Here is a 25624-nt window from a genome sequence, read left to right on the forward strand (position 1 = left end):
GTTAATCCTCAAGTAAAATTCCTGCTAGTTTTCTATACAAATCTGCTTGAGATGAATTCGGTGCATATTCCACAACAGTCATACCAGCATTTTCAGCCTTTTGGACAATCGGGTCACGGTTAATCCTGGACAACACCTTTGTATTCATTTCTGCAGCCGCTTTTTCCACAATCTCATCTTCATTTTCAATATTTTTTGCATTGTAGATGAGTCCCTTCAATGCCGCATATCCACGCTTTGAATAATTATTCACCGCCTGAGAGATGTTATCCGCGGCATACAAGGACATCATCTCGCCGGATGTCACAATACAGATCTCATCGGCATATCCTTGGCGTATCGGCAGGGCAAATCCTCCACAGACCACATCTCCTAAAACATCATAGAGAATAATATCTGGATGATAGGTAGTATAAGCTCCAAGCTCCTCCAATTGTTCAAAAGCAGTAATAATGCCGCGACCTGCACAACCTGACCCGGGTTTTGGCCCCCCCGCCTCTACACACAATACTCCACCTGATCCACAGGAAACGATATCTTCCAAACAAATATCATTCTTTTTCTCCCTTATTACTGAGAGAACAGATGGGATCAAATCTCCGTGAGTTAGATTTCTCGTTGAATCTGCTTTCGGATCGCAGCCGATCTGCATGACCGTGAATCCCTGCTCGGCGAGAGCCATAGAAATATTTGAGACACAGGTTGATTTTCCGATTCCGCCTTTACCATAAAATGCAATTTTTTTCATTCATAGCTCCTTATTTTCTAATGGATATTGGTAATATGTATTGGTGGGTTTTTGTTCCGTCAGAGACATTTCCAATCATCACATTCACCCGAAATGCATCGCGAAGATGTTGCTCTGTAATTATCTCAGGAGTATTGCCGCAGATGCTCTCTCCATTCCCGAGAAACATCAATGCTTTGTCAGAAATACGCAAAGCATGTTCCGGGTAATGAGTATTGATGATACAGGAGATCGATTTTGAAAGCTCATGTATTTTCTCAAGGACCATGAGCTGGTTGTGATAATCCAGATTTGATTCCGGTTCGTCCATAATCAATATTTTCGGCTCAGTGGCAAGTGCCCGGGCAATTAAAACCAGTTGCATCTCACCCCCCGAAAGAGTTCTACAGGATCGGTTCGCTAAATGTGATATTCCAAGAGTCTCCATGGCACGTTCGGTTATTTCCATGTCGGCATCCCCTGGTTCTTTGAAAATAGGAAGATGGGCACTTCGTCCAAGCATAATCATGTCACGAACAAGATAATTGAATGCCGATGATTTTGCCTGAGGAACATAAGATACCTGCTTCCAGAATTCTTTGGAAGGCAGTGTTGAAATGTCGGTTTTATCCAGATATGCATTTCCTTGTTTCCAAGGAAGCATATTCATGATACATTTCAGTAACGTTGTTTTTCCAATGCCGTTTGGTCCGAGAATTGCGAAGACCTCTTGGTCATTCACCGTGAAATTAATGTTTTTAAATAAATACTCATCATGATAACCAAAGCCGCCATTTTGAATAGTTAGTTTCATAGCCATGACCTCGCTTTTTTAAGAAAGAGATATGCAAATAATGGAGCTCCAATCAACGCCGTCATAATAGATAACGGGATTTCCGAGGGCGATAGTGTTCTGCAGAGTGTATCGATTATCAGAAGATAGCAGGCTCCAATGCTGATGCTTGCTGGAATAACATAACGATTATCTGACCCAACCAGCATTCGGGCAACATGAGGTATTACTAATCCAACCCACCCAATTTGTCCGCAAAGTGATACTGTCGCTGCGACAATCAATGTTGCAGCTATGATAATTGTCCACCGGGTACGTTTTGGATTGATTCCACATGATTGGATTTCCTCCTCACTTAACGCAAGGATGTTTAAACGCCATTTCATTATCCAGATAATGATGATACCAAGGAGTAACAGCGGTGCTGCAATCAGAATTTTTTCATAATTCGCCCCTGCCAAACTGCCCATGAGCCAAAAAGTAATTTCAGGAAGTTTCAGCAGAGGGTCGGCGGTATATTTTACCAATGAAATCATCGCTGTAAAAAATCCGGAGACAATGATTCCGGCAAGCACTATCATGAGGATCGAATCAGTTTTAGCCGCTTTACTTAACGTAAAGGTAATTCCAATCGCCGCAAGACCAAAAATGATTGCAAGAATCTGAACGATGAACATATTTTCAAAGAGCAAAAGACCAAGTGCTGCGCCAAAGGCAGCTCCCGACGAAACACCGATGATGTCCGGTGAGGCCAATGGGTTTGAAAATGTTGACTGAAACGCTGCTCCGGCAACGGCAAGTCCTGCTCCTACAAAGAGAGCGAGAAGGATTCGCGGAAGCCGAAGGTTGATAACAACTGACTGGATGGTCGTTTCAACGGGATATCCAAAAAATGCCAAAAATGCTCCATAGACATCAATGGGGTTGATCCAGTATCTTCCAATGCAGAGAGCAAGACAAGCGACTGCTATCGGAAGAAAAAATAGAAAAATAAAAAATGATTTTTTTGAGACTGTTTTCATCTTAGTGGAGTCTTACTGCAATGTATTCGGGATTCAGGAATCCTTTGATGTCTTCATCTGTTGCAGTATAATTGAAAAATTCTTTGAAGAAGTATGAGGTTTCTTCTTCCATGTCAAGATCTTTGAACAGGTCAGGATGGTTGATCTGTGCCATCCACTGAAGGACAAGTCCATCTTCGAGAGATGGTGCATAGGACATGTAGGTTGCATAGGGGAAGATGTATACCTGTTTGTTTTTCACTGCAGTTACCTGACTCCAGTCGTAACCCGGGATGGTATTGTTGTAGAGGTCGGACGGCAGAGCATTCTGGGAGTTGGCAAAGTAGATAATTTCAGGGTCCCATGCAATGATTTGTTCCATGTCAACTGGTTTGAGTCCGGAAAGTTCGGCAGCAACGTTTTCTGCTCCGGTTGCATTCAACCAGTATTCAGAATAGTGTCCGCTTCCTGCCACCTGTAACGTTCCCTCTTTGTAGGTAAAGATAATTAATGCCCGCGGCTTTTCGTCATCGGTTACTGTGTTGATTTTTTCAGCGACTTTTTTCTGGACTTCACTGTTATAAGCAATAAGATCATCGGCTTTGTCAGTATCTCCAACGATTTTACCTAATTGATTGAGCCAGAGATCGAGTTGGGTAAATACGTTGTAACCAGTGGCGCCAAGTGAGGTGGTGAATCCGACCGCAGTAAGATTCGCATCTGTGAGAAGGGCATATTCATCCTGACGTGATCCGGTGTAGATTACTACATCGGGATCAAGCCGGAGAATTTCTTCGATGTTGATAACAGTTCCCTGAACAAATCCGGTTTCAACAGAGTCAAGTTCCGGATAAATTGTTGACATAACTCCTGATTTTGCGTAGGTAATACCTGCCGAGTTTGCACCAACCAGTTTGTCGGTTCCATCCATGTAGTAAACGTATATGGGTACCATCGGCGACATGGAAGTGATAATCACACGATCAACTGATGAAGGGAGGGTGACGTTGTTTCCTGCAAGATCAGTAAACGTTGTTCCAGGGCCAATGGTTGGTTGGCTTGTTCCAATACATCCGGCAATTGCGCATATTGCGATAATTACTACTATTATCAGTGGTAGATAAACATTTTTTTTATGCGGCATAATATTATCAAAAACATTATTGGATGCATTAAGTATTAATAAAACACTATTTATTATTACTATGCCGCCCATTAAAATTAAATTGTGTGATAACAATTCTAATAATATTTTGTTATGTTATACTTATGGGTGTATTTTTTTGGTACATGTGTGCTGAGTTGACTGAATTCCTGCTTTCTTCTCCAATGACAGATTCAGAGAAATTTTGTCAGAGTCATAAATCAAAATAATAATTAGTAGCAGGTTATAATTCACGAATGTAAAGTATATCCTATATGATGGAATTACCTGACTACTGTCAACTTTGGGATGAAACCTATGCCCTCGCCCTCGAAGGAAAACTCAGCTCCGGAGATACGGAAGACAGTTTCTGGTCGAATCAGGAGAATGTTGATCGATTCGTCAAACATCTTCTCAATAAAAAAGGCGGCCGCATCGAGGATAATATCGCATCGATGCATATCCCTCCGGGTTCAACCGTCCTCGATATAGGCGCCGGACCCGGAACACTCGCCGTCCCTCTTGCCTGTGCCGGATGTCAGGTCACCACAATCGAACCGTCTGTTCCCATGGGTAAGGCAATGGAAGAGTATCGGCAGCATATGCAGGCTCCGCACATTTCCGAGATCCGCAAACGATGGGAAAACGTAACGCCCCAGGAAGCAGGCCTCCACGATTACGTTATCGCATCTAGATCGCTCATGTTTGGGAATCTGCGGGAAAATATGCTCATGATGGACGGAACTGCAAAGAAAGGCGTTCATATCTACTGGTATCTGACCTCCAAATCCTCGTCGTGGGGACATGAGGATCTCTGGCAGAGCCTGCATGGAAAACCGTATTACAGTGCCCCGAATGCATCCGTTCTCTGGAATGCGTTGAATCAGCTTGGGGTCTATGCAAATATCGATCTGAAAACAAAAACCAACGGACATCTCTATTCCACGGTTTTGGATATGCAGGAGGATTATTACGGTCGTTTGGAGGCTAAGGAACCCTGGCAGAAGGATATCGTGAACGCTGATCTGGATAATAAATACGAGACGACGGATGCCGGGATACGTGTTCCAAGTACCTCATACCTTGCCCACATCAGGTGGGAAAAATAAACTGAAAATTCTCTTTCATTTACTTAAAGTAGGGAGAACAGAAATACCTTATAGCACTTCGGATAATGTATAGATATATGAAAATCATCGGGTTATGCGGGTCTGCTGCTCCAAAGAGCAGTACGAAAAAACTGATCGAAGCAGCTCTCGAAGCTGCGATGGAAAAAGGAGCTGCAGTTGAGTATGTCAACATTGCAAAGCTGAACATCAAAGGATGTCTGGGTTGTAATGAATGCAAAAAAGACCAGACCAAGTTCTGCTGCTTAAAGGACGACATGTCTGACCTTTACGCCAAACTCAACGAGGCGGATGTGATCCTGCTTGGATCCCCGATTTATTTCGGAGATATAACCGGACAAAGCAAATGCTTTGTTGACCGGATGTATGGATTCCTCGGTCCCGCCGGTTCCAAACTTAAGAAAGGAAAGAAGGCTGCTGCACTTATTACGCAGGGTTTTGCCGACGAAACGCATTATCCGATTGCAGCCGAACATCTGACCAAAGCGTTTGTCAGCTGCGGTGCAGATATCCTGAAACCGGAATTTTTCGGCGGGCTCCACAACGCAGACGAGGTCACGGAAGCACAATTGGCACGGGCACGAGCGTTTGGTGAAAAACTCGCTGAATAAGGAGCACCTCCTTTTTTTCACGAAACGAGACGCTTTCCATCGACCAAATTAGGTCTTGTAAGATACGCTGTGCGTTTCTCCCAAGCCGCACGCAATAACCAGCAGAAAACCCAAACGTCATGATCATTGTATATGTCCTCATAATCCTTATCGCAGCCGCCAGTCTGTATCTTTTTTTACTTTACCCCGGGAAAACCAGAAAGGAACGAATGCTGGTCTTTACACAATACTTCATTGCACACAGGGGATTATTCGATAATACGACCGCGGCTCCGGAAAACTCGCTTCCTGCATTTCAAAAAGCGGTCGATGCCGGCTACGGGATCGAACTGGATGTGCAGCTGACAAAAGACAATGAGGTGATCGTTCTTCATGATGATAATCTGCGCCGTTCATCGAAAGTCGACACGCAGATTTCTGATTGTACATACGAGAGGCTTCAGGAATACCGGTTATTTCACTCGGACGAAAAAATACCCAAATTATCCGACGTCTTATCTCTGGTAAACGGAACAGTTCCTCTTGTCATCGAGTTGAAAAACGCCTCTGCCTCCGAGTATGCGGGACTGTGCGAAAGAACTGCGGCGTGCCTTGACACATATAACGGGGTATTTGGTATCGAATCGTTCAATCCCATGATCGTTCGGTGGTTCTGGATCAATCGGCCTGAGTACCTGCGTGGCTTTTTAAGCACGGATTATCGAAAGGAACTGGCATCACTTGCATGCGGAGAACCGCCGAAACTGACATTCCTCGAGAAATTCGTTCTGACGAATTGTCTGATGAATTTTTTTATCAGACCGGATTTTATTGCCTACAATATTCGATACAAGGATCAACCGTCCTATAGGATATGCACAAAATTATTCGGCATTGTCAAAGTCGGTTGGACGATCCGCAGTAAAAAAGAATTGGATACGGCAGTGTCATCTTTCGATGTGATTATTTTCGACTCGTTTCTGCCTTAATCCTGAGGATCCATTACGTTTTTCTCGTGAATATCCGGTCAAGGCATCCAAGTCTTGGAACAAAGAACTTGACAATAAGACCAACAAGAATGGCCGCCGCGACGGTTCCTTCCCGCACCCCGACCAGATCGGCAAACATCACCCATGAGACAAGAACGGCAGTCAGTACCATTGTGCTGTCGAATCCTACTTTGACATAGCCGAACTGAATCTTTGTGACCTCGGATATTGCTCTGACAAGAGCATCTCCTGCCATCATCAGAAGGTTTGCTTTCAACAGAAGGGAAATACCGAAAGCAACCAGAACGCAGCTCATGAGACAGAAAATCCACTGAAATATATAGCCGGTGATGATGAGATCATTGACGAGGATCATCGAGAGATCCGTGAATACGCTGAAGACGAATATGAGAGGGATCTGCAGCCACTGATATGTTTCAAATTTGTCTTTCAGCAGGAAATACTCAAAAACAACAAACAAACTGTTCATGAGAAAGGTGAACGTCCCAAATGAAAGGTGAAATCCTTGACTCAGAACATAGGGCACGCAAGATATGGGTGTTGTTCCAAGACCTGCTTTCGTGGAACACGCAATCCCAAGCGACATGATAAAAAGGCCGAGGATCATCACGGTTATCCGTGTGGCTGTTTCTTTTTTCATGATGCGCAGAAGTTGATATAGATTGGGTGGTCTGGTATTTATGCGGGACGGGATGATCGGTGTAACGAAGTTGAATTCCCGTGCCGACAGGGGAATAGATATTATCCGTCAGGTAGCAATGTTACCATATGGAAAGTACTACTACAGATGAGTTAGGGGGAGCATTTCGACCGATCGTGTTTCTTCGGACGGATACGTATCCTTCGAACGCGATCTCGCCGAAGGAGGGGGCACGAAGAGGCTGTGTGATGGGTTTTATCTCGCATGTTATCCGGGATCGAAAGACAGCAGTTTTCACCAAAGAAACATGTCTTTGTGCCGGAGCAGCGGCAGGTCTCTGTTTTGGGAATAGTTATGCAGCATCACCCGGAGGCGTTGATACGTTTGCGGCGTTTTTCTCGTATGGTCTTGAATCGGCGAAGGACCCGGAAACGTATCAGAAATTTTGTGATCGGATGCCGGAAAAATCCCGGAGAAAGTTTTTGGAGGGTGAGCGGATGCATGTGGACAGCGAGACGGCAAAAAAGTTCATCGATGATGAAATCACGGCTATACCGGAAATCAGCGGGAAATATGCTGTGTTTAAGCCGCTAGAGGATCTTGTTGAGGGAGAAGTTCCCGTTTCGGTAATCTTTACCGTGAATCCGGTCGAACTTGCGGCATTGATGCATCTTGCGGGTTCACTTCCAGGTGGGAACGGACTTACCGCTTCGTCACGGATCTCGGCATGTCAGGCACTCGGGAGCAAAGTTCTGCAGGAGTCAAAAAAGGAGGTTCCAAATGCAGTTCTAGGTATGACTGATCTTGCCGGCCGCGGGCACTGTCGAAATGTTATCCCGAATGAGTATATGACCTACAGTGTTCCCTGGAACATGTTTCTTGCCATGGAAGAAGCGGCGCCGAAGAGTTTTTTCCAGACGATGACATGGGAGAAGTTTAAGGAATAACATATACACCCTTCATGAATGTTGAAAAGAACGACGATATTTCTCATTTTTGCAGGGCATGATCCTCAGAATGTCTGAAAAAATAGTTATTCCCAAAAAAAGATTTATCAACCCTGCGTTCCCATACACTGCTTTAAGGAAGTATTATGGCAACAAAACCTTCGGTAAGCTATAAGTTATCATTAACTGCGTTTATCCTGATTACGTTCGCAGCCATTATGAGCATGCGTACCTTCCCATCGCAAAGTGTGGTGGGCTGGCAGTCAATCTTTTTCTGCCTCCTTGCTTTTATCGTATACCTGATTCCTGCATCCCTAGTTTCTGCTGAACTAGCTACCGGATGGCCGCAGGAAGGTGGTGTCTATGTGTGGGTAAAAGAGGCATTTGGAGAAAAATGGGGTTTTACCGCCATTTGGCTGCAGTGGTTCCAGATGACGATCGGATTTATCAGTGTCCTGACCTTCATCGCGGCAACATTCTCTTACATCATTAACCCGGAGCTTGCAAACAACAAGTTATATCTGTTCATTTTCATTGTTGTTATCTGGTGGGGCCTGACGTTCCTGAACCTCAGGGGTCTCAAAGCTTATACCAGAATCAGTTCGATCTCCGTTGTCCTGGGAACATTCATTCCGGCGGCAATCCTTCTCATCGGCGGAGCATGGTACATCTTTTCCGGAAACCCCGTCCAGTTAACCCTCCAGCCGACGGTAACGGATCTCATACCTAACTTTTCATCGCTTTCCAATCTGGTGATGCTGGTAACCTTCGTTTTCCTGTTCATAGGTATAGAGATGACCGCAAGTCATGCACAGGATATCAGCAATGTCAAGAAAAATTATCCTCTCGGCATATTTGTCGTCGGCTTAGTCATCACAGCAATAAGCATTGTCGGGGCCATGATCGTTGCCTTACTCGTACCGGCAGACAACATCAACCTTCTTGCAGGCATTATGCAGACCTTTGAAGTTATTTTTGCGGGTCCGTTCTCATGGGTGGTACTGATCATCGCTCTGCTCATTGCGATTGGCGCGATCGGTCAGGTGTCTACCTGGATCTTAGGGCCGGTCAGAGGTCTTTTTGCGACAGCAAAAGAAGGAACTCTGCCTCCCGTTCTTCAGAAGACGAACAAAAACGACATCCCGGTAAACATGCTTATCCTTCAGGGAATTCTCATCACGTTCTGGGGCGCCGTTTACGCTCTTGCTCCCGGGGGAGTTAACAGTTCGTTCTGGATGCTCTTTGCTCTGACGACCACCGTATACATCGTCATGTATTTCCTGATGTATGCTGCTGCAATCAGACTCAGATACACGCGTCCGGACGTTCCAAGGGCGTTTAAGATCCCTGGCGGAAAGGCCGGCATGTGGCTAGTTGGAGGATTTGGATTTGTGATGATGGCAATCCTTTTCGTCGTCGCGATGCTGCCGCCAACCCAGATCTCGGAAGGAGCCGGTTTTGTGGCATTCATGATTATTGGAACGGTTGTCGTCGCAGCCATACCTTTAATCATTTATGCATTCAAAAAGCCTGAATGGAAAGTAAATCAGCCGGAGACCAAAGAGTAAATACGGAGAAATTAGTATGACAAACACGGAAAAAACCAACACATCCCCCTGTGCAGCCGAAGATGCTCTCAAAGTGAAGGCTCTCTTCCTCGGGCCGAAATCTGAAAACCGCGAGTATTTCAAGAACATGCTCAACTTCCTGATGGATGAGCACATGCACTGGAGAAGCGATTTCCATCCGGAAGACCGGATGGTTTCGACGGCGAAAGAGATGCGAAGCGAGGAATATCTGACGACACTCGACCGTACATCCGATGTTTTGATGCAGCTGTCGAACAAACTCAAAGAAACCTCGATGCCCTGGTTTTCATCCAGATATCTCGGTCACATGAATTCCGATACGCTGATGGTGGCTAACCTTGCGTATATGGCGACCATTCTCTACAATCCAAACAACGTAGCCTACGAAGCATCAACTGCGACGACACCGATGGAAATCGAAGCCGGCAAAGACATGGCAACCATGCTCGGTTTTGACCCTGAACAGTCATGGGGTCATATCACCACCGACGGCACGATCGCAAATTACGAAGGTATGTGGATGGCACGCAATCTCAAATCGTTCCCTCCCGCAGTCAAAAAGATACGGCCCGATCTTGTTCCGGGACTTGACGACTGGCAGATCATGAACATGAGCACCACACAGGTGCTTGACCTTATCGGGAAAGTGAAGGAGGCCGGCTGCTTCGATGAAGTAAGAAACGAAAGTGCCCGAGGTATTGGGGCAGGCGACGGTAGCCTTGGTGTTGTCCTGGTCCCGCAGTCCAAACATTATTCATGGGTGAAGGCTGCCGATGTTCTCGGGATTGGAAACAAGAATCTGATCCAGGTGCAGGTAAATGACCACTACCACATGGATATCGACACGCTGAAAAGCATCATCGACGATCACATCGCACGAAAGATCCCGATTATGGCAGTCGTGGCCGTTGTTGGAACAACCGAAGAAGGAGCTATTGATGAGGTCGACAGGATCGTAGAATTACGGGCCGAGTATGAAAAACAGGGTATCAACTTCTACTTCCATATCGACGCAGCCTACGGCGGCTATTCACGTGCTCTTTACCTTGATGAGCAGAATCGTTTCATGGAGTACGATGAAGTGAAAGAACGCCTCAGCGCTGACGGGATATTCATACATGAAACCGAATACCCGCAGAGAGAGATTTATGAAGCATACAAGGCAATCCCGGCTGCGGATTCGATCACCATCGATCCGCATAAGATGGGATATATTCCCTATTCAGCCGGAGGAATTACCATAAAGGACAGGCGTATTCTTGATCTTATCTCGTATTTTGCCGCCTATGTCTTTGAATCGGGAGAGGATTCACCAACTCTGCTTGGCAGTTATATTATGGAAGGATCAAAGGCCGGTGCCACGGCCGCCGCCGTCTGGGCAACGCACAGACTGATCCCGCTGAACGTAACCGGTTACGGAAGAATCATCGGCCGGAGTATTGAAGGAGCACAGATGCTGTCCAATGCTCTGACAACGACGAAGTATATTACGGTCAATGACCGGAAATTCCAGGTCGAAACTCTTGCAGGAAAACCTGACTTCAATATCGTGTGCATGGCGTTTAATGAGGTAGGAAATACCGATCTGGATGCCATGAATGCTCTGAACGAAAAAATCTATAACGAATCCTCCTATGTCAGCGGGCCGGTGTATAAAAACGACTGGATCACCTCAAAAACTGCTCTCGCACGGGAAGACTACGGCGACGCTCCAAGAAACTTCGTGAAGCGCCTCGGGGTCCCAACGGCAGAATGGGATCGTGTCGGATCGGTGTATGTGCTTAGAGTCTGCCTGCTCAATCCGTTCGTTTCCCACAATGTGCATTTCGACGTCCTGTGGGATGGGCTCCTTGCAATCCTCAAGGAAAAGCTTGCTGCGGCAATTGCCGGCGATGGAAAGTGCTGAGAATATCTGACCCGGTTTTTCCATGACCGGGGCATTATGTATTTTTTCTCATGCAAATGAGTGAGTGGCCCGATCTGTTATTTTTAATAGGACTTACTCGGTGTGCTCTCAATCCAATTTGGGAAGGATACGGCTGGGTGTGGAAACCTGAATTTATTTAACCGCGAATCTCCGCGAATTAACGCGAATCGCATTTTTCTTGCGCTGTCGTGCTCTGCTTCGGCTGATCGCCTACGCAGGAATCGCACGCCGGCTGGAAAAATGCTATCGGAAAAACCGGCGTGCCGGTTTTTCTCTCAGTTAACTTCTCTATTTGTGTAATCGAAAAATAATGAAACAACAGAAAAACCCGCACGCGGGTTTTTCCTACAGCATTTTTCAAGAGAGGGTGCGATTCTGCGCAGGCGATCAGCCGGAGCAGAGCAGCCGAACGTAAGGAAAATGCGATTTGCGTTAATTCGCGGAGATTCGCGGTTCTTTTCCGTATCCAACCACACCAACACCGCGTAAGTCCTATTTTAAAATATGACAGAGAAATACGCCATTACTACTAACACAAAAATCTGAAAAAGGAGTGGACCGGGCGGAAATTGAACCCGCGGCCTCGTCCATGCCAAGGACGCGATCTACCACTGATCTACCGGCCCAACGAACACACATAATATGTGCCTTAACCAATAGGGCAGATGTGAATAAAAAGATGTTGCTTTCTTCGCCAAAAAATCCTCTCGGATTTCATCATTGGATCGCCAAAACAATAATGCTTCAGCACACACTTCATACATACCAGAGACATGACCGCTGTATTCGATCCATCTCTAACAGGTATTTTTATCTTCGGGCTTCTCGCAGGCATTTGTCCGTGCAATAGTGTGATCTGCCTTGGGCTCATTGGTTATCTTACCAGCGGTAAAACAACTCTAACCCTCCCGACAATACTCAAACTCGTTCTTGCCTTCTGTGTAGGTACGATTCTTACCCTTCTTCCGTTAGGCTTCCTTGCCGGATTCCTCGGCGAGTATATCCTCTATCTCAACAGTTCGATAGCCTGGATTCTGGGCGGCATTCTTATGATCGCGATGGGACTTCAGCTCCTCCATCTCTATAAGCCGCCAATTCGACGCATCTTCAACCGTTTTCGTCTCCTAAATGCCTATACTATCGTCGGCGCATTTCTTCTCGGTCTTTCATTTGGCGTGATCACCGTCGGCCGCGGCGCTCCGATGCTCATCATCGTTCTCACCTACATTGCCCTCTACCAAACCCCGCTTCAGGGACTTCTCACCATCTTCATCTATGCAGTCGGTCTCAGCATTCCATTGGTTATTCTCAGCTCGATCGGCGGTTCCTTTGGTCAGAAGATCCGCACGGTCACAAAAATCAGCGGGAACACCATCGATATCATCATCGGGATAGGAATCATTCTGATCGGCATTTACTTTATTTTCCTTGCCTTCCTCTAAAATCACGCGATTGAACCGACTCTTATATATCTTCGACGGAAAATAATAACTCTGACAATGTTAGGTATCATTGGGGGGACGGCTCTTCTGCAGGCACGCCTGCCCCCTCTGGAAAAAATCCGTGTATCAACACCATTCGGCTCAGTCCAGGCTCACGTCGGTAGAATCGTCTTTATCAGCCGCCATCAAAACGACACCCCTCCTCACCGGGTCAATCACCGTGCACACCTGGCCGCCATGAAAATCCTCGGCGTTGATAAACTCATCGTTATCGGCTCGACCGGCAGTATGCATGATGATCTTCCTCCGGGGAGCATCGTTATTCCTGATGACTCATTCAGTCCCTGGGATATTCCAAGCCTGCACGACAACGACATCTATCACATTCCCCCGTCGATCAACCCTGGTCTAAGGGAAGAGCTCGTCCGAATCGTTCCGGAGGCAAAACCCGGCACCTACTTTCAGACGCTTGGTCCCCGATTCGAAACCCGGGCGGAGATCGCCTGCTTTGCGGGGGACACCGATGTGGTCGGTATGACTGCTGCAAGCGAACTTACCCTCGCAAACGAGCTTGGGATCCCCTGTGCCGCTCTCTGCACCGTGGACAACTATGCAAACGGCATCGGGGGGGCATCGGCCCCGGAGTATGACGAAATCGTCGCCATTGCCCGAAGAAACGGCGAACGGATAACGGATATCATAACAAAAATCGTGGAAAAACTCGCATGACAGACACAGACATCTTTGGAAAACAGGTCCCTGTTCTCATCAGAAACGTCAGCCTGAATGGAAAAATACAGGAGATCTACCTCGACGGTACAGGAATGATCGGAGCGGTCGGAGAAAAAATCACCGATCACGACGCCGAGTTCATAATCGATGGTGACGGGGCAACAGCACTTCCCGGCATGATCAATATGCACACCCACTCGCCAATGGGTCTGCTTCGCGGCTATTCGGATGACATGCAGCTCTTCGAGTGGCTTTCCACCAAGATCTGGCCGACAGAGGCACATCTCACCGAGGATGATATCTACTGGGGCGCGAAACTCGCCTGCCTGGAAATGATCCGTACCGGAACCACGACCTTCAACGACATGTATTTTAAAATGGAGCAGATCGCCCGTGCCGTTGATGAATCCGGCATCAGAGCATGTCTTTCTTACTGCATGATCGACGGCGGGGACCATGCGAAGTTCGAGTCGGAAGCCCGTGTCATGGAGTCGACGGTCAAAAATATCAAAAATATGAACAATCCACGGGTCATGCCCGGCGTTTCCCCCCATGCGGTCTATACCGTTTCAAAAGAGGGTTTGACCTGGTGTTCAGAGTTTGCCAAAAAGGAGAATATTCCCCTGCATGTACATCTTTCCGAGACCGAACAGGAGGTCACTGACTGTGTTGCAGCCCACGGCATGAGACCTCCGGCATGGCTGGATCACTGTGGTGTCTTGTCCGAGCAGTGCATAGCGGCACACTGCTGCTGGCTTGATGCTGACGACATTTCTCTTCTGGCAAAGAGAGGAGTGACCGCCGTCCATAACCCGATCAGCAATATGAAACTCGCCGGAAACCGTGCTCTTCCCTATCCGGAGATGAAAGCAGCCGGCGTGAATGTGGCTCTTGGAACGGATGGAGCTTCCTCGAATAATGATCTGGATATGTTCAGTGAGATGAAAACTGCGGCAATCCTGCAGAAGTTCTTCTGGAACGATCCGACCGTGATGCCGGCAGCCGATGCGCTGAAAATCGCCTCGCCTAACGGGGCAAATGCATTGGGTCTCAATGCAGGAGTGATCGCTCCGGGCCATCTTGCAGATCTGGTCCTTGTTGGACGAAATCCGCTGAATGTACCTGCATTCAACACAGATTCAAATGCCGTGTATGCAACGAGCGGTCTTGCCGTCTCGACGACGATCTGCGATGGTGTGATTCTGATGCATGACGGTATCATCCCTGGTGCGGAAGAGATCATGGAAAAGGCGGGATCGGTCGCCTTTGACCTTGTTAGGCGGGCGACCGCACCCTAACAAGGCCATTTTTGAAAAGCTTTTACGATCAAGATTCGCTTTCCTAATTCTACAAAAAATGGATATGCACAAATTCCTCAGGGAGGATCCGTATATCGATTTCTCCCACCCTCTGATACGGGAGAAAGTCGAAGACCTTTTTTCCGACCTTTCTTCAGATATCGAAAAAACACGTAAGGCCTATGAGTTTGTCCGTGATGAAATCCCCCACTCGTTTGATATACAGGCAGACATTATCACGGCAAAAGCTTCCGATGTTCTCAAGTTTCGGACAGGTATCTGCCATGCGAAAGCAAACCTTCTCGCCGCTCTTCTCAGGTCTGAGGGTATCCCGACAGGTTTCTGTTTTCAGCATCTGACCCTTGCAGGTGATGATTCTCTTGGTTACTGTGTTCACTGTTTTAATGCTGTTTTTCTGCAGAAGCGCTGGATAAAACTGGATGCACGCGGTAATATCAACGGGAAAGATGCACAATTTTCTCTGGAAACACCAATACTTGCATTCCAAAACCGGACGGAATATGATGAATATTTCTGGAAAGGGATCTACGCCGCTCCGCATCCTGCAACCATGCAGGTGCTTGATACGGCGTCGTCGCTCAAAGATGTCGTCGATAACTTTCCCGAAACAATTACCGAAACCCCCGACATTCACGAGTGACCCTTTATCTTTTTCTGATGTATATCTAATATTGTGTCGCTAAGAAAAATTATATATACTTTCGCGCATATGTGTACTAATGTTATGACACAGGAAATCAAAAAAATCGCCATTGCCCAGGACGGGAGTTTGGTCTCCCAGCATTTTGGTCACTGTATGAGCTATGCATTATTCAATCTCGAAGATGGAAAATTGAGCCGACTGCCCGATTTGGAAAACCCCGGTCATGAACCCGGAAAACTCCCGCGCCTTCTTGCCGCCGAAGGTGTCAATCTCATCATCGCCGGGGGTATGGGTCCGCGTGCCATTGATCTCTTTGAAGAAAATGGTATAGAAGTTATTCTTGGCGTCTCGGGAGATCTTGGGCGTGCAGCCGAGGCTTATGTAAATGGGACGCTCACCGCCGGAACAAGTTCTTGCTCACACGAAGATCATGCATGCGGCGGCGAAGATCACGAACATGAACACGATCACCCCGCCCATATTGTGTGCATCAGCTCGACCGGGACGTCACTTGACTCTCCGGCAGACATGAGATTCGGCCGTGCCCCGTACTTTGCCGTGATCAATCTTGCCGCCAACACTGCTTCAATATTTCAGAACCCCTTCACCGATGCAGAAAGCGGCGTCGGTCCCAAGGTTGTCCAGCTTCTTGCTTCCAACGGCGTATCGGTCCTCATCACCGGCCGGAGCGGAGGAAATGCTAGTGCGGCACTGAAAGCCGGAGGTATAGCTGCGTATGAACTTACAGAACCGATCACGATCGCCGAAGCCCTTCAAAAATATCTTGCTCACGAACTGTCCCCTCTTATGTAAATAACAAGATTCCAAACCTCTTTTTTTGAAAAAAAAGCGTGTCAAATCAGATATTGGCACGGATCCCAAAATTCAGTTCAACAACCCAGATTTTTCCGATAATAGAGAACTGGCTTAATCTTTAGTGATGATCACGACGATGATAAATCACTGATGCCATGCACCTCAAATAGAGATTAACACGCGCGCGTAGTTAACACACCACCAACACGTTAATTTTTTAGTAAATCAAATATAATTTATAAACCCACCGATAATATTCAATATTTCAGAAAACACTAGTTTAGTTAACATCACTATTAAATGCTGAAAAAAGTGACCGTTTTTATGGTAATATCATGCAGATGAAATATGTGACCACCATATGCCCGTACTGCGGTACAGGCTGTGCACTCAATCTCGTTATTCGGGATGGGAAAACAATAGGGGTTGCTCCCTCTCATCGTTCTCCCGTATGTTCCGGCAAACTCTGTTCCCGCGGACTTCACGCTGCCGATGCCTTTGATGAAGCGCGGATCGAACAACCGTTTGTCAAAGGAGAACCATCTGATTGGGAGACTGCTCTTGGGAAAGCGGCTGAATTGAAAAAGTATGCCGCTGATGAAATTATCGTCATCACCTCGGCCCGTCTCACCAACGAGAACCAGTATCTCGTGAAAAAGTTTGCTCAGGCAGCAGGTACTTCCATTGGAGTAGTAAATGGTGGGACCGGCGTTCCAACGGTAAAACTTGATGAACTAAAAGATGCGGATGTCATCCTCGCACTTGGCAATGTTATGCAAGCCCTCCCCCTCACAGGAAACAGGATCATTCAGGCAAAAGAGAACGGCGCACGCCTCCTTTACATAGGTCCCCAGAGCTATACAGCAATTCAGGCAGACACCGTTGAGATAACTGATGAATACACGGAGTTGCCGCCCGGATTCAGCGCACTCATAAAGAATGCCGCCCACCCAGTTGTTGTCTATCTGGCAAATGATTCCGCTGCTGCGAAGATTGCCGAGACGCTCAATATCAAGACAGCTGTATTGTATGATACGAACAACGGGCGGGGAGCTAACCTCATGGGTATCGAACCTCTAACTCTTTCGGAAAGTGTAAAAGCTGCCGTGATCGTCGCCGAAACACCAGTTATGGAACAGGATATCTATGCCGATATTCTCCAGAAACTGGACATCCTCGAACTCACCGTAGTAGCGGCTTCTGCCGAGACATCACTGGCAGACGTAGCTGATATCATTTTGCCGATCGCCGCACAGAACGAAATTGAAGGGACAGCAACAAACTGGGAAGGACGTCTGCAGATGGTCAAACCTGCCGTCGCCTCACCAGATGGTGTGAAGACACTTGACGCAGTCCTTGCAGATCTTGCTGGAAAAATGGGAATCACCATCCCGTCAGGCACGCCGGAGGAACTCTTTACTGCCCTTGGCGCTGAAATTCCGGCATTTGCAAATATCACCTATGCTCAGATTGCAAAGCCTGAGGGCGTATTTCTCCCGGAGGCCTGAGAATGTCTGAGAAAGGCGACATGTTCTATGCATGGACAAAGTCCACTGACATCAAAGGCGAGTGCGGAGGGGCAGTAATCTCTATCCTGAAGTACGCTTTGGAGAAGAAGATCGTGGATGTTGTTCTTACGGTCAGAAAAGGCTATGATGTCTATGACCCCCAGCCGGTCTTCATCACTGATCCTGAGGAACTTATCTCATGCGCAGGATCATTGCACTGCGGAACGTTTCTTCTCCCGAAACTGATCAAAAAGTATCTGAACGGTGCCAAAGATCTGAAAGTCGGAATCACGGTCAAAGGCTGCGATGTCAAGGCACTCTATGAACTTGCCAAACGCCAGCAGATCAATATGGACAATGTCTTTTCCGTCGGTCTCAACTGCGGAGGGTCCGTTTCACCGACTGGCGCCCGAGCAATGATCGCCGAAAAATACGACATCAATCCCGATGACGTGGTAAAAGAGGAGATCGACAAGGGACAGTTTATCGTGATGACCAAAGATGGTCAGCACAAAGGCATCAAAATCGATGAACTGGAAGAAGAAGGGCTCGGCCGCCGTGCAAACTGCCAGCGCTGTGAAACCAAAATTCCGCGTCAGGCAGATCTTGCCTGTGGTAACTGGGGTGTATTCGGCGAAAAAGCAGGTAAAGCCACATTCGTTGAGGTATGTTCTGCAAAGGGTGCTTCAGTCTTCGACGGAGCGGTCAGTGCCGGTGTGATCGATGTTTGCGCCCCCGATCCGAAAGGACTTGAGATTCGCGGCAAGATCGAGAATGTCATGGTGAAGATGGGCAAAAAGACACAGAAGAGCCAGTTTTCTGCTCTTGGAGATGGTAAAGAGCGCCTTACAAAGATCATGCAGTCATCTTCACGCTGTATTGCCTGCCGTGCATGTATCGATAACTGCCCGATTTGTTACTGTGTCGAGTGTTCAACACTGAAACCGCATCTTGTCGATCAGACGCAGACACCTCCCGACTTTATGTTTCATTTGATCAGATTCGCGCATATCGCCGATTCCTGCGTGAACTGCGGTCAGTGTCAGGAATTGTGTCCTGCAGAGATCCCGAACGCCCTTTACATGCATGCTCAGCAGGTTGAACTCGAGAAGATGTTCGGTCACACCCCCGGATGCGACATGAGTCTTCCAGTACTTGCATTTGCAGAAGAGAGAGACGAACGTCAGCGTCTGAACGATACCGGATCGGACATGATCTTCGAGAATGTATTCAAGGAGTAAAAATAAGGAAAAGCTACATTCTTTACACAGAACTGAGATGCACACCAGCTTTCATTCAGTCCAACCCTCGCACATTCATCCACTCCCCATACTTTTTTGGACAGCTTTCATTTCAGTCAATAACTTTGAACCATATATCTTCTCTATCTCCTTTATGTAGCGTGAGTGACAATACCTCAGAACAATCAACATCAACCGAGAATGATACGTCAGCCTATGGGATCTACAAGTATTTTCAAACGCCGAACCGTCAGTGAGATCCGGCTCGCTCCTTTTCTTATCATACTTGCTGCAGTCTGCTGGGGGACAATCGGCATTTTCACTAGGGAGTTGCAGGCAGCAGGGTTTACATCAGTCCAGATAACCGCAGCACGCTGCGCAGTGACCGCTCTCTGTCTTGTTATGGGTTTGCTGTTCACCGATCGAGACAAACTAAAGATTGTTCCAAAGGATATCTGGATGTTTATTGGAACCGGACTTCTAAGCATCGTTTTTTTCAACATCTGCTACTTTACCTCGATCCAGTATCTGACTCTTTCAATGGCCTCGGTGCTGCTGTACACTGCACCTTTTTTTGTGATGCTGATGTCTCTGTTTTTGTTCCATGAAAAAATGACGATACAGAAAGGAATTGCTCTGATTCTGGCATTCAGCGGTTGTGTGCTCACTGCGGGAATTGTTGGCGATCAGATCAACAGTATCACGGAGATAGGCATTTTGATTGGGCTTGGATCCGGATTTGGATATGCCTTATACACGATCTTTGGAAGGGTGGCTCTGAAAAAATATCATCCGATTACCATTACAACTTATACATTTCTGATTGCAGCTATCGGCATACTTCCGTTCTGCGATGTTGGAAATATGGTTCAGCTTTCTCTGGGAAATACGGGAATTCTGCCGTATATTCTGATCCTCAGCATAGTATGTACGGTACTTCCCTATTTCCTGTACACCAAAGGTCTGAAACATGTCGAAGGAGGAAAAGCATCGGTGATGGCTTTTGTTGAGCCGATGGTTGCAACGCTTATCGGAATCTTCCTTTTCCATGAACAAATGACGCTTTTGAATATGACCGGCGTCGTTCTGATTTTTGCAGCAATCGTTCTTTTGAACAGCCGGACTCGGTCATCAGCTCCTCCCGACACTTCCTGATTTACCTATGATCCTGCAGATCTGGCGCTACGCGCACAACTGCTTTTTATCAAATATTTGTGTGCTATAATTCGGCATTTGTTATTTGAAAATTCTAAGCTCAATATGGGTTTTATATCAAAATCAATCGGCAAAATGCCAATAAATATTGATTTTGTGGACATCTGCGGCTTGAATTTTCAATTAAGGGGCATACTAGGTGAAAAATCACAATTCGCGTTTAAAATGAGCTTTTTTGAAAATGGGTCATTTTAACAAAGATTAACAACAAATACTAAGTTGGAGGGTTTCGTTATAGTTGAAATAGTTTGCAGCGGAGATCCGCCTGAGTCAGAGCCGATTATTCGTGTACATGGTCTGACCAAAGTCTTTGGTCATGATCTGGAAAAAGCCCTGGAACTTCACCGTTCGGGCCGCTCAAAAAAGGAAGTTCACGAAGAGACCAATGCGACGATCGCTCTGCACAATGTCTCTTTCGAGGTTATGCGTGGAGAGACTTTCGTCCTTATGGGTCTTTCCGGCAGTGGAAAATCAACTCTTCTTCGTTGTATTAATCGTCTTATTGATCCGACCGAAGGTGAGATTGAGATCGACGGAGAGGACATTATCGGCATGGATCATGAGGAACTTCGGCTGATCCGCCGACGCAAACTGGGCATGATCTTCCAGAATTTTGCACTTCTTCCGCAGAGAAATATTCTGGACAACGTAACGTTCGGTCTTGAAATCATGGGCGTTCCCAAAGCAGAACGTAATCAGCGGGCCGAAAAAGTCCTGGAAATGGTCGGTCTTGGCGGCTACGGAAGCAGTATGCCCTCAGAACTTTCGGGCGGGATGAAACAGCGTGTCGGTCTTGCCCGTGCACTCACCAGCGATCCGGACATTTTGTTGATGGACGAAGCGTTCAGTGCTCTTGATCCGCTAATCCGCCGCGATATGCAGGACGAACTGCTGGAACTTCAGGAGAGGCTCGGCAAAACGATTATTTTCGTAACTCATGATCTTGACGAGGCACTGAAGCTCGGTACCCGTATCGCTCTGATGAAAGACGGTTCGATCGTGCAAATCGGTACGCCGGAAGAGATTCTGACAAATCCAGAGAATGCCTATGTCGAGAAGTTCGTTGCTGATGTGGACCTGACCCGAGTTCTCTCGGCAAAAGATGTTATGCGCCGTCCAGAGCCGGTTGCCCAGTGCACTGCCGGTCCGCGGGTAGCGCTGCATCTGATGGAAGAACATGATATCCCGATGATTTTTGTTGTCACCCGCCACAGAAATCTTCGTGGTCTCGTGACTCTAGAAGATACCATCGGTGCTGTGAAAACAGGAAAGACCATGTCGGACATTCTCAAAACCGATATTCCCATTGTTGCACCCGACGCACCGCTTTCTGACATTCTCTCTTTGATTGTCGACAGCCAGTATCCAATGGCAGTTGTAGATGAAAACGGCAGACTGCATGGCGTGATCTCACGTGCATCAATCCTGGCTGCACTTGCCCGCAAGGGAGGTGATTCCTGATGGAATTACCTAAGATCCCGATTGGCGATGCTGTTGAAGCGATTGTCGACTGGATAGAGACGTATTTTTCCTGGCTGCTTGACGCGATCAGCGATGGTCTGCGTGTTCTTGTGAATGGACTCGAGGATATTCTCCTCGCAGTACCTGCACCGGTGCTGATCGCTCTTACGGGTGTTATCGTATGGTTCGTTACGCGTCACGACATCAAAATGACGATCCTTACGATGCTCGGCCTTGTCCTGATATGGGATCTCGGCCTCTGGGATCTATCAATGCTCACCGTGGTCCTTGTTCTCATCGCGACGGTGATCGCACTGGCGCTTTCGATTCCCATCGGCATCGGGGCTGCGAGGAGCGATACGCTGAATGCGGCTCTCCGTCCGATTCTCGATTTCATGCAGACGATGCCGTCATTCGTGTACCTTATTCCAGCCGTGATCTTCTTTGGTCTCGGCAGCGTACCCGGCATCATTGCAACGGTGATTTTTGCCATGCCTCCTGCATTGCGTCTCACGACGCTTGGTATCCGGCAGGTCCCCGTTGAGCTGATAGAGGTGGCGGATGCATTCGGCGCAACTCCCAGACAAAAATTGTTCAAGGTTCAGCTTCCGGTTGCTCTTCCAACGATCATGGCCGGGGTCAATCAGTGTATAATGCTTGCCCTTTCGATGACCGTCATCGCCTCTATGATCGGTGCGGGTGGACTCGGGTATCAGGTTCTGGTTGGAATCCAAAGAGTGGATATCGGCATGGGATTCGAAGCAGGACTTGCTATCGTTATCCTTGCAATTATCTTTGACAGGATCACCCAGAATCTTGTTCCAAAATACGGGAAAAAGTGAGACAGACATTCACTATTCCTTTCTCAAAACGAAACTCCAAAAAACTATGATGAAGGGTGCACAGTGCTGTGTCCGCAGCCATCTCCCTTCATTTTGTCCGCGTATTGCCGCACCCCGTTATCCGGGGTAAGTATCCCGTCTTGTTTTGACGAGGCGGGTAATTCTATGGTGAAAATCATGATTCAAAAGAAAAAAACATTAACTCTTATCGTAATTACAGGGCTCCTCTTAATGCTCGTTCTATTCACTGCGGGATGTACATCCCAGACAACAGAACCTGCTAAAGAGATAAGCATCGGATATGTCACATGGGATTGTGCTATCTCCAGTACGAATGTGATGAAACAGGTGTTCGAAGAGGCCGGATATGATGTCACGCTGGTCGCAGTCGATGCAGGTCCGCTGTATCAGGCACTTGCCAAAGGTGATGTCGATTTCACGACTACTGCATGGCTGCCTTATACGCATGAAAGTTACTGGGAAACCTATGGTGACCAAATCGCTTACGTCAATGAAAACATTCCGGGCGCTGCACGCATCGGTCTTGTCGTCCCGTCATATGTGACGATCAATTCGATTGACGAGCTGAACAGCGTTGCCGATAAGTTCGGGAACCAGATCATTGGTATCGAACCAGGAGCAGGTATTACATCCCGAACGGAACAGGCAATTGATGAGTATGGTCTCGATTACACTCTGGTCACCAGCAGCAGTGCTGGTATGGCGGCCGAACTCGGTTCAGCAATCAGCAAGAATGAGTGGATCGTTGTAACCGGATGGTCGCCTCACTGGAAATTCAGCCGGTATGATCTCAAGTTCCTTGAGGATCCGAAAGGAGTCTACGGCGGAGCTGAGGACATCGTAACGCTTGCACGTCTTGGTCTTGAGACCGATGACCCGGAGGCATATGGCATTCTCAGCCGATTCCAGTGGACTACTGAAGATATCACATCAGTCATGAATGATATCGCGGGCGGCATGTCCGAGACGGATGCGGCAAAAGCATGGGTCAAAGCACATCCTGACACTGTCACTTACTGGATCAACGGTACAACCACCTAAATCTCTCTTTTTTTCTGACGCAAAATTCTCGCAGGAAGATTTCCGTATTCAACAGATAATAATACTCATTAAAAAAAGGATGTTTCAGATCAGTTTCATCTGATCTTCATGTGTTATTCTCTTTTTGTCCAAGGGTATCAGGACAAGAAGCACAGTAACTGAAAGCACGACTCCGACGACCAGCGGATCGAGATAGCACCAGGGCGATCCTACCAGAGAGTTGACGCCAAACAGTGCATTGCAAATTCCAAGCATCTTCGACTCCGCTGTGTGGCAGAAAACCGCCCAAATAAGCCAGCCGCCGGCACCAACTGCCATACTCCATTTCGCAGCGAGATAGGATGGATTCTTTGAGGTGATTCCATGAACAAACGCCGGAAGAAGAGCAGCAGTACATAACCCCATGAACATGGCAGTAGCACGTGCAATAATACTTCCCGGCATCATTACTGCGAGGATGATACTGACGATCATCATGATCATGATGCCGATCTGATTCGCTCTGATGGAGTAACGAACACCTCTCATTCTGGCAAAGATATCCCCGCCGAGTGTTGTTCCCATAGTATGCAGAAGAGATGAAAGTGTCGACATGGCCGCCGAAAGCAGCGTCAGCATAAAGATAATGACGAACAGTTCGGGCATTGCCGAGTTGATGTAGAGCGGAATGATCAGATCTGCATTTCCCCCGGCAGCATCGATTGCCAGCATTCCAAGTTTATCCATGAAATATACATTCGTCAGCGGTCCGACCGTGAAGGCTACTCCAGTCATCATCACGATGAAGAGAGCGCCGATTGGAATTGCCCGATTCAGTGATTTTCCGTCTTTTGCCGTCATGAACCTGACCGCAAGCTGCGGTTGGGCAAGAACACCCACGCCAACCCCGAGAACGAGTGTCGTAATGACCGTCATCCAAATGGGAGAGCCGAACTCCGGCATCGAAGTCCAACCGGTCATTCCCATAGATGAGAGTGTACTTGGAACAAGACCGCTCATCGACTCAAGCGCATTGTTCGCTGCCACTATACCTCCAAGATATACATAGGTCAGAACCAGCAGGACTCCCATCCCAACCAGCATAATAGCTCCCTGTACCGCATCTGTGTACATGACGGCCATCAAACCGCCAATGACGACATAGAGCGCGACAACACCGGCAAATCCAAGCAGGGCTGTGAGGTACGGGATGCCGAGTGTAGTTTCAATGAATCGTGCCCCGCCTATCAGAACGGCCGCAGTATAAAGGGGCATTGCTGCAACGAAAATCGCGCCGGTTGCATAGATGATCTTCTTCGATCCGTACATCTTGCCGAGGAGTTCGGGATATGTCAGGGCCCCAAGATCTTTCCCGATCCGTCTGATCCGTTTTCCCATACAGATGAACGCGATGATCACCCCAACGACGATACACAATACGGTCAGCCACATCAGGCTCATACCGTATTGCGCCGACGTCCCGCCGAACCCGATGATGGCGGATGTACTGATGAACGTGGCTCCATAGGATAGGGCAATTATAGCCGGATGCGTATTTCGTCCGGCAACCATATAGTCTTCTACCTTTTTTGTTCGCCTATATCCGTAATATCCGATACCTATGATCATCACAAGGTAGAATGCGACGATGCCGATTGTCAGCTCAGTGCTTACCGTCATCATCATCACTGTCCTTGTTCCAATTCATATATCCGTAAATTCCGCAGAATAGCAGTGCTATCAAGCAGATGAGGTATGTCATCCATACCCACGGGTCACTGATGCCTAACATAGAAATTCACCTAGTTTTGGGTGATTCGGGCGTTTTCGACACCATACGGTCGCTGTATCGGATCAAGCGGAGAACCA

General features: G+C 47.5%; 24 protein-coding genes and 1 tRNA gene. 17 read left to right on the forward strand and 8 right to left on the reverse strand.

Annotated features, from left to right (window positions below):
• Window position 1: 1 nt before the first annotated feature.
• The 4 genes from MLAB_RS05515 to MLAB_RS05530 are packed head-to-tail and all read right to left on the reverse strand — an operon-like array spanning window position 2 to window position 3476.
• Window positions 2–748: a nucleotide-binding protein gene (locus tag MLAB_RS05515; protein WP_011833413.1), complete on the reverse strand. Its 747-nt coding sequence runs from the start codon at window positions 746–748 to the stop codon at window positions 2–4.
• Window positions 749–758: 10 nt separating this feature from the next.
• Window positions 759–1541 (reverse strand): ABC transporter ATP-binding protein, encoded by a 783-nt coding sequence (locus MLAB_RS05520; RefSeq protein WP_011833414.1) that lies wholly within the window; start codon window positions 1539–1541, stop codon window positions 759–761.
• Window positions 1538–2542 carry a FecCD family ABC transporter permease gene (locus MLAB_RS05525; RefSeq protein WP_011833415.1) on the reverse strand — a complete coding sequence of 335 codons (1005 nt, stop codon included), beginning with the start codon at window positions 2540–2542 and terminating at the stop codon, window positions 1538–1540. The genes MLAB_RS05520 and MLAB_RS05525 overlap by 4 nt, the downstream gene beginning before the upstream one ends.
• 1 nt (window position 2543) lies before the next feature.
• Window positions 2544–3476, reverse strand: coding sequence for an ABC transporter substrate-binding protein (locus tag MLAB_RS05530; RefSeq protein WP_187146101.1), 933 nt, complete (start codon window positions 3474–3476; stop codon window positions 2544–2546).
• 464 nt (window positions 3477–3940) lie between these two features.
• On the opposite strand from MLAB_RS05530, the gene MLAB_RS05535 reads away from it, so the two are divergent.
• The 3 genes from MLAB_RS05535 (at window position 3941) to MLAB_RS05545 (ending at window position 6371) form a co-directional block, all read left to right on the forward strand.
• Entirely contained in the window at window positions 3941–4774 is an 834-nt protein-coding gene (locus MLAB_RS05535; protein WP_011833417.1) for a class I SAM-dependent methyltransferase, read from the forward strand.
• 77 nt (window positions 4775–4851) lie between these two features.
• Entirely contained in the window at window positions 4852–5403 is a 552-nt protein-coding gene (locus tag MLAB_RS05540) for a flavodoxin family protein (RefSeq protein ID WP_052288989.1), read from the forward strand.
• A gap of 119 nt (window positions 5404–5522) precedes the next feature.
• Window positions 5523–6371 carry a glycerophosphodiester phosphodiesterase family protein gene (locus MLAB_RS05545; protein ID WP_011833419.1) on the forward strand — a complete coding sequence of 283 codons (849 nt, stop codon included), beginning with the start codon at window positions 5523–5525 and terminating at the stop codon, window positions 6369–6371.
• Window positions 6372–6384: 13 nt separating this feature from the next.
• Here the strand turns inward: MLAB_RS05545 and MLAB_RS05550 are convergent, their stop codons facing one another.
• A complete protein-coding gene (locus MLAB_RS05550; protein ID WP_011833420.1) occupies window positions 6385–7032 on the reverse strand; it encodes a YczE/YyaS/YitT family protein in 648 nt (215 codons plus the stop codon).
• Between the two features lie 128 nt (window positions 7033–7160).
• Here MLAB_RS05550 and MLAB_RS05555 point away from each other — a divergent pair, with 128 nt between their 5' ends.
• The 3 genes from MLAB_RS05555 (at window position 7161) to MLAB_RS05565 (ending at window position 11474) form a co-directional block, all read left to right on the forward strand.
• Window positions 7161–7979, forward strand: coding sequence for a DUF169 domain-containing protein (locus MLAB_RS05555; RefSeq protein WP_048062062.1), 819 nt, complete (start codon window positions 7161–7163; stop codon window positions 7977–7979).
• A 146-nt stretch (window positions 7980–8125) separates the two neighbouring features.
• Window positions 8126–9547, forward strand: coding sequence for an amino acid permease (locus MLAB_RS05560; RefSeq protein WP_011833422.1), 1422 nt, complete (start codon window positions 8126–8128; stop codon window positions 9545–9547).
• A gap of 16 nt (window positions 9548–9563) precedes the next feature.
• Complete coding sequence (locus tag MLAB_RS05565) at window positions 9564–11474, forward strand: pyridoxal phosphate-dependent decarboxylase family protein (protein ID WP_011833423.1); 1911 nt, start codon at window positions 9564–9566, stop codon at window positions 11472–11474.
• A gap of 575 nt (window positions 11475–12049) precedes the next feature.
• Here MLAB_RS05565 and MLAB_RS05570 read toward each other — a convergent pair.
• A tRNA-Ala gene (locus MLAB_RS05570) sits at window positions 12050–12121 on the reverse strand.
• Between the two features lie 147 nt (window positions 12122–12268).
• Here MLAB_RS05570 and MLAB_RS05575 point away from each other — a divergent pair.
• From MLAB_RS05575 to MLAB_RS05625, 11 genes are all read left to right on the forward strand, one after another.
• Entirely contained in the window at window positions 12269–12937 is a 669-nt protein-coding gene (locus tag MLAB_RS05575) for a cytochrome c biogenesis CcdA family protein (RefSeq protein ID WP_011833424.1), read from the forward strand.
• Between the two features lie 57 nt (window positions 12938–12994).
• On the forward strand, window positions 12995–13666 hold the full coding sequence (locus MLAB_RS05580) for an MTAP family purine nucleoside phosphorylase (protein WP_011833425.1): 672 nt from the start codon (window positions 12995–12997) through the stop codon (window positions 13664–13666).
• Window positions 13663–14967: an amidohydrolase gene (locus MLAB_RS05585; RefSeq protein ID WP_011833426.1), complete on the forward strand. Its 1305-nt coding sequence runs from the start codon at window positions 13663–13665 to the stop codon at window positions 14965–14967. Before MLAB_RS05580 ends, MLAB_RS05585 begins: the two co-directional genes overlap by 4 nt.
• Window positions 14968–15025: 58 nt before the next feature.
• Window positions 15026–15628: a transglutaminase-like domain-containing protein gene (locus tag MLAB_RS05590; RefSeq protein ID WP_011833427.1), complete on the forward strand. Its 603-nt coding sequence runs from the start codon at window positions 15026–15028 to the stop codon at window positions 15626–15628.
• A gap of 84 nt (window positions 15629–15712) precedes the next feature.
• Complete coding sequence (locus tag MLAB_RS09610) at window positions 15713–16444, forward strand: NifB/NifX family molybdenum-iron cluster-binding protein (RefSeq protein WP_083755059.1); 732 nt, start codon at window positions 15713–15715, stop codon at window positions 16442–16444.
• A gap of 338 nt (window positions 16445–16782) precedes the next feature.
• Complete coding sequence (locus MLAB_RS05600) at window positions 16783–17955, forward strand: molybdopterin oxidoreductase family protein (protein ID WP_011833429.1); 1173 nt, start codon at window positions 16783–16785, stop codon at window positions 17953–17955.
• Window positions 17956–17957: 2 nt separating this feature from the next.
• Window positions 17958–19196, forward strand: a complete 1239-nt coding sequence (locus tag MLAB_RS05605) for a Coenzyme F420 hydrogenase/dehydrogenase, beta subunit C-terminal domain (RefSeq protein ID WP_011833430.1) — start codon at window positions 17958–17960, stop codon at window positions 19194–19196.
• A gap of 216 nt (window positions 19197–19412) precedes the next feature.
• A complete protein-coding gene (locus tag MLAB_RS05610; RefSeq protein ID WP_143702783.1) occupies window positions 19413–20351 on the forward strand; it encodes a DMT family transporter in 939 nt (312 codons plus the stop codon).
• A gap of 279 nt (window positions 20352–20630) precedes the next feature.
• On the forward strand, window positions 20631–21872 hold the full coding sequence (locus MLAB_RS05615; protein ID WP_011833432.1) for a quaternary amine ABC transporter ATP-binding protein: 1242 nt from the start codon (window positions 20631–20633) through the stop codon (window positions 21870–21872).
• On the forward strand, window positions 21872–22714 hold the full coding sequence (locus MLAB_RS05620; RefSeq protein ID WP_011833433.1) for an ABC transporter permease: 843 nt from the start codon (window positions 21872–21874) through the stop codon (window positions 22712–22714). Before MLAB_RS05615 ends, MLAB_RS05620 begins: the two co-directional genes overlap by 1 nt.
• Before the next feature lie 177 nt (window positions 22715–22891).
• A complete protein-coding gene (locus MLAB_RS05625; RefSeq protein WP_048062256.1) occupies window positions 22892–23776 on the forward strand; it encodes a glycine betaine ABC transporter substrate-binding protein in 885 nt (294 codons plus the stop codon).
• An 84-nt stretch (window positions 23777–23860) separates the two neighbouring features.
• On the opposite strand, the gene MLAB_RS05630 is transcribed toward MLAB_RS05625, so the two are convergent.
• Entirely contained in the window at window positions 23861–25435 is a 1575-nt protein-coding gene (locus MLAB_RS05630) for a sodium:solute symporter family protein (RefSeq protein WP_048062257.1), read from the reverse strand.
• The gene (locus tag MLAB_RS10040; protein WP_342606834.1) at window positions 25419–25547 is read right to left on the reverse strand and encodes a symporter small accessory protein; all 129 of its coding nucleotides are present in this window, start codon (window positions 25545–25547) and stop codon (window positions 25419–25421) included. Before MLAB_RS10040 ends, MLAB_RS05630 begins: the two co-directional genes overlap by 17 nt.
• Window positions 25548–25624 lie beyond the last annotated feature (77 nt).

It is taken from the genome of Methanocorpusculum labreanum Z (assembly GCF_000015765.1).
GTDB lineage: Archaea > Halobacteriota > Methanomicrobia > Methanomicrobiales > Methanocorpusculaceae > Methanocorpusculum > Methanocorpusculum labreanum.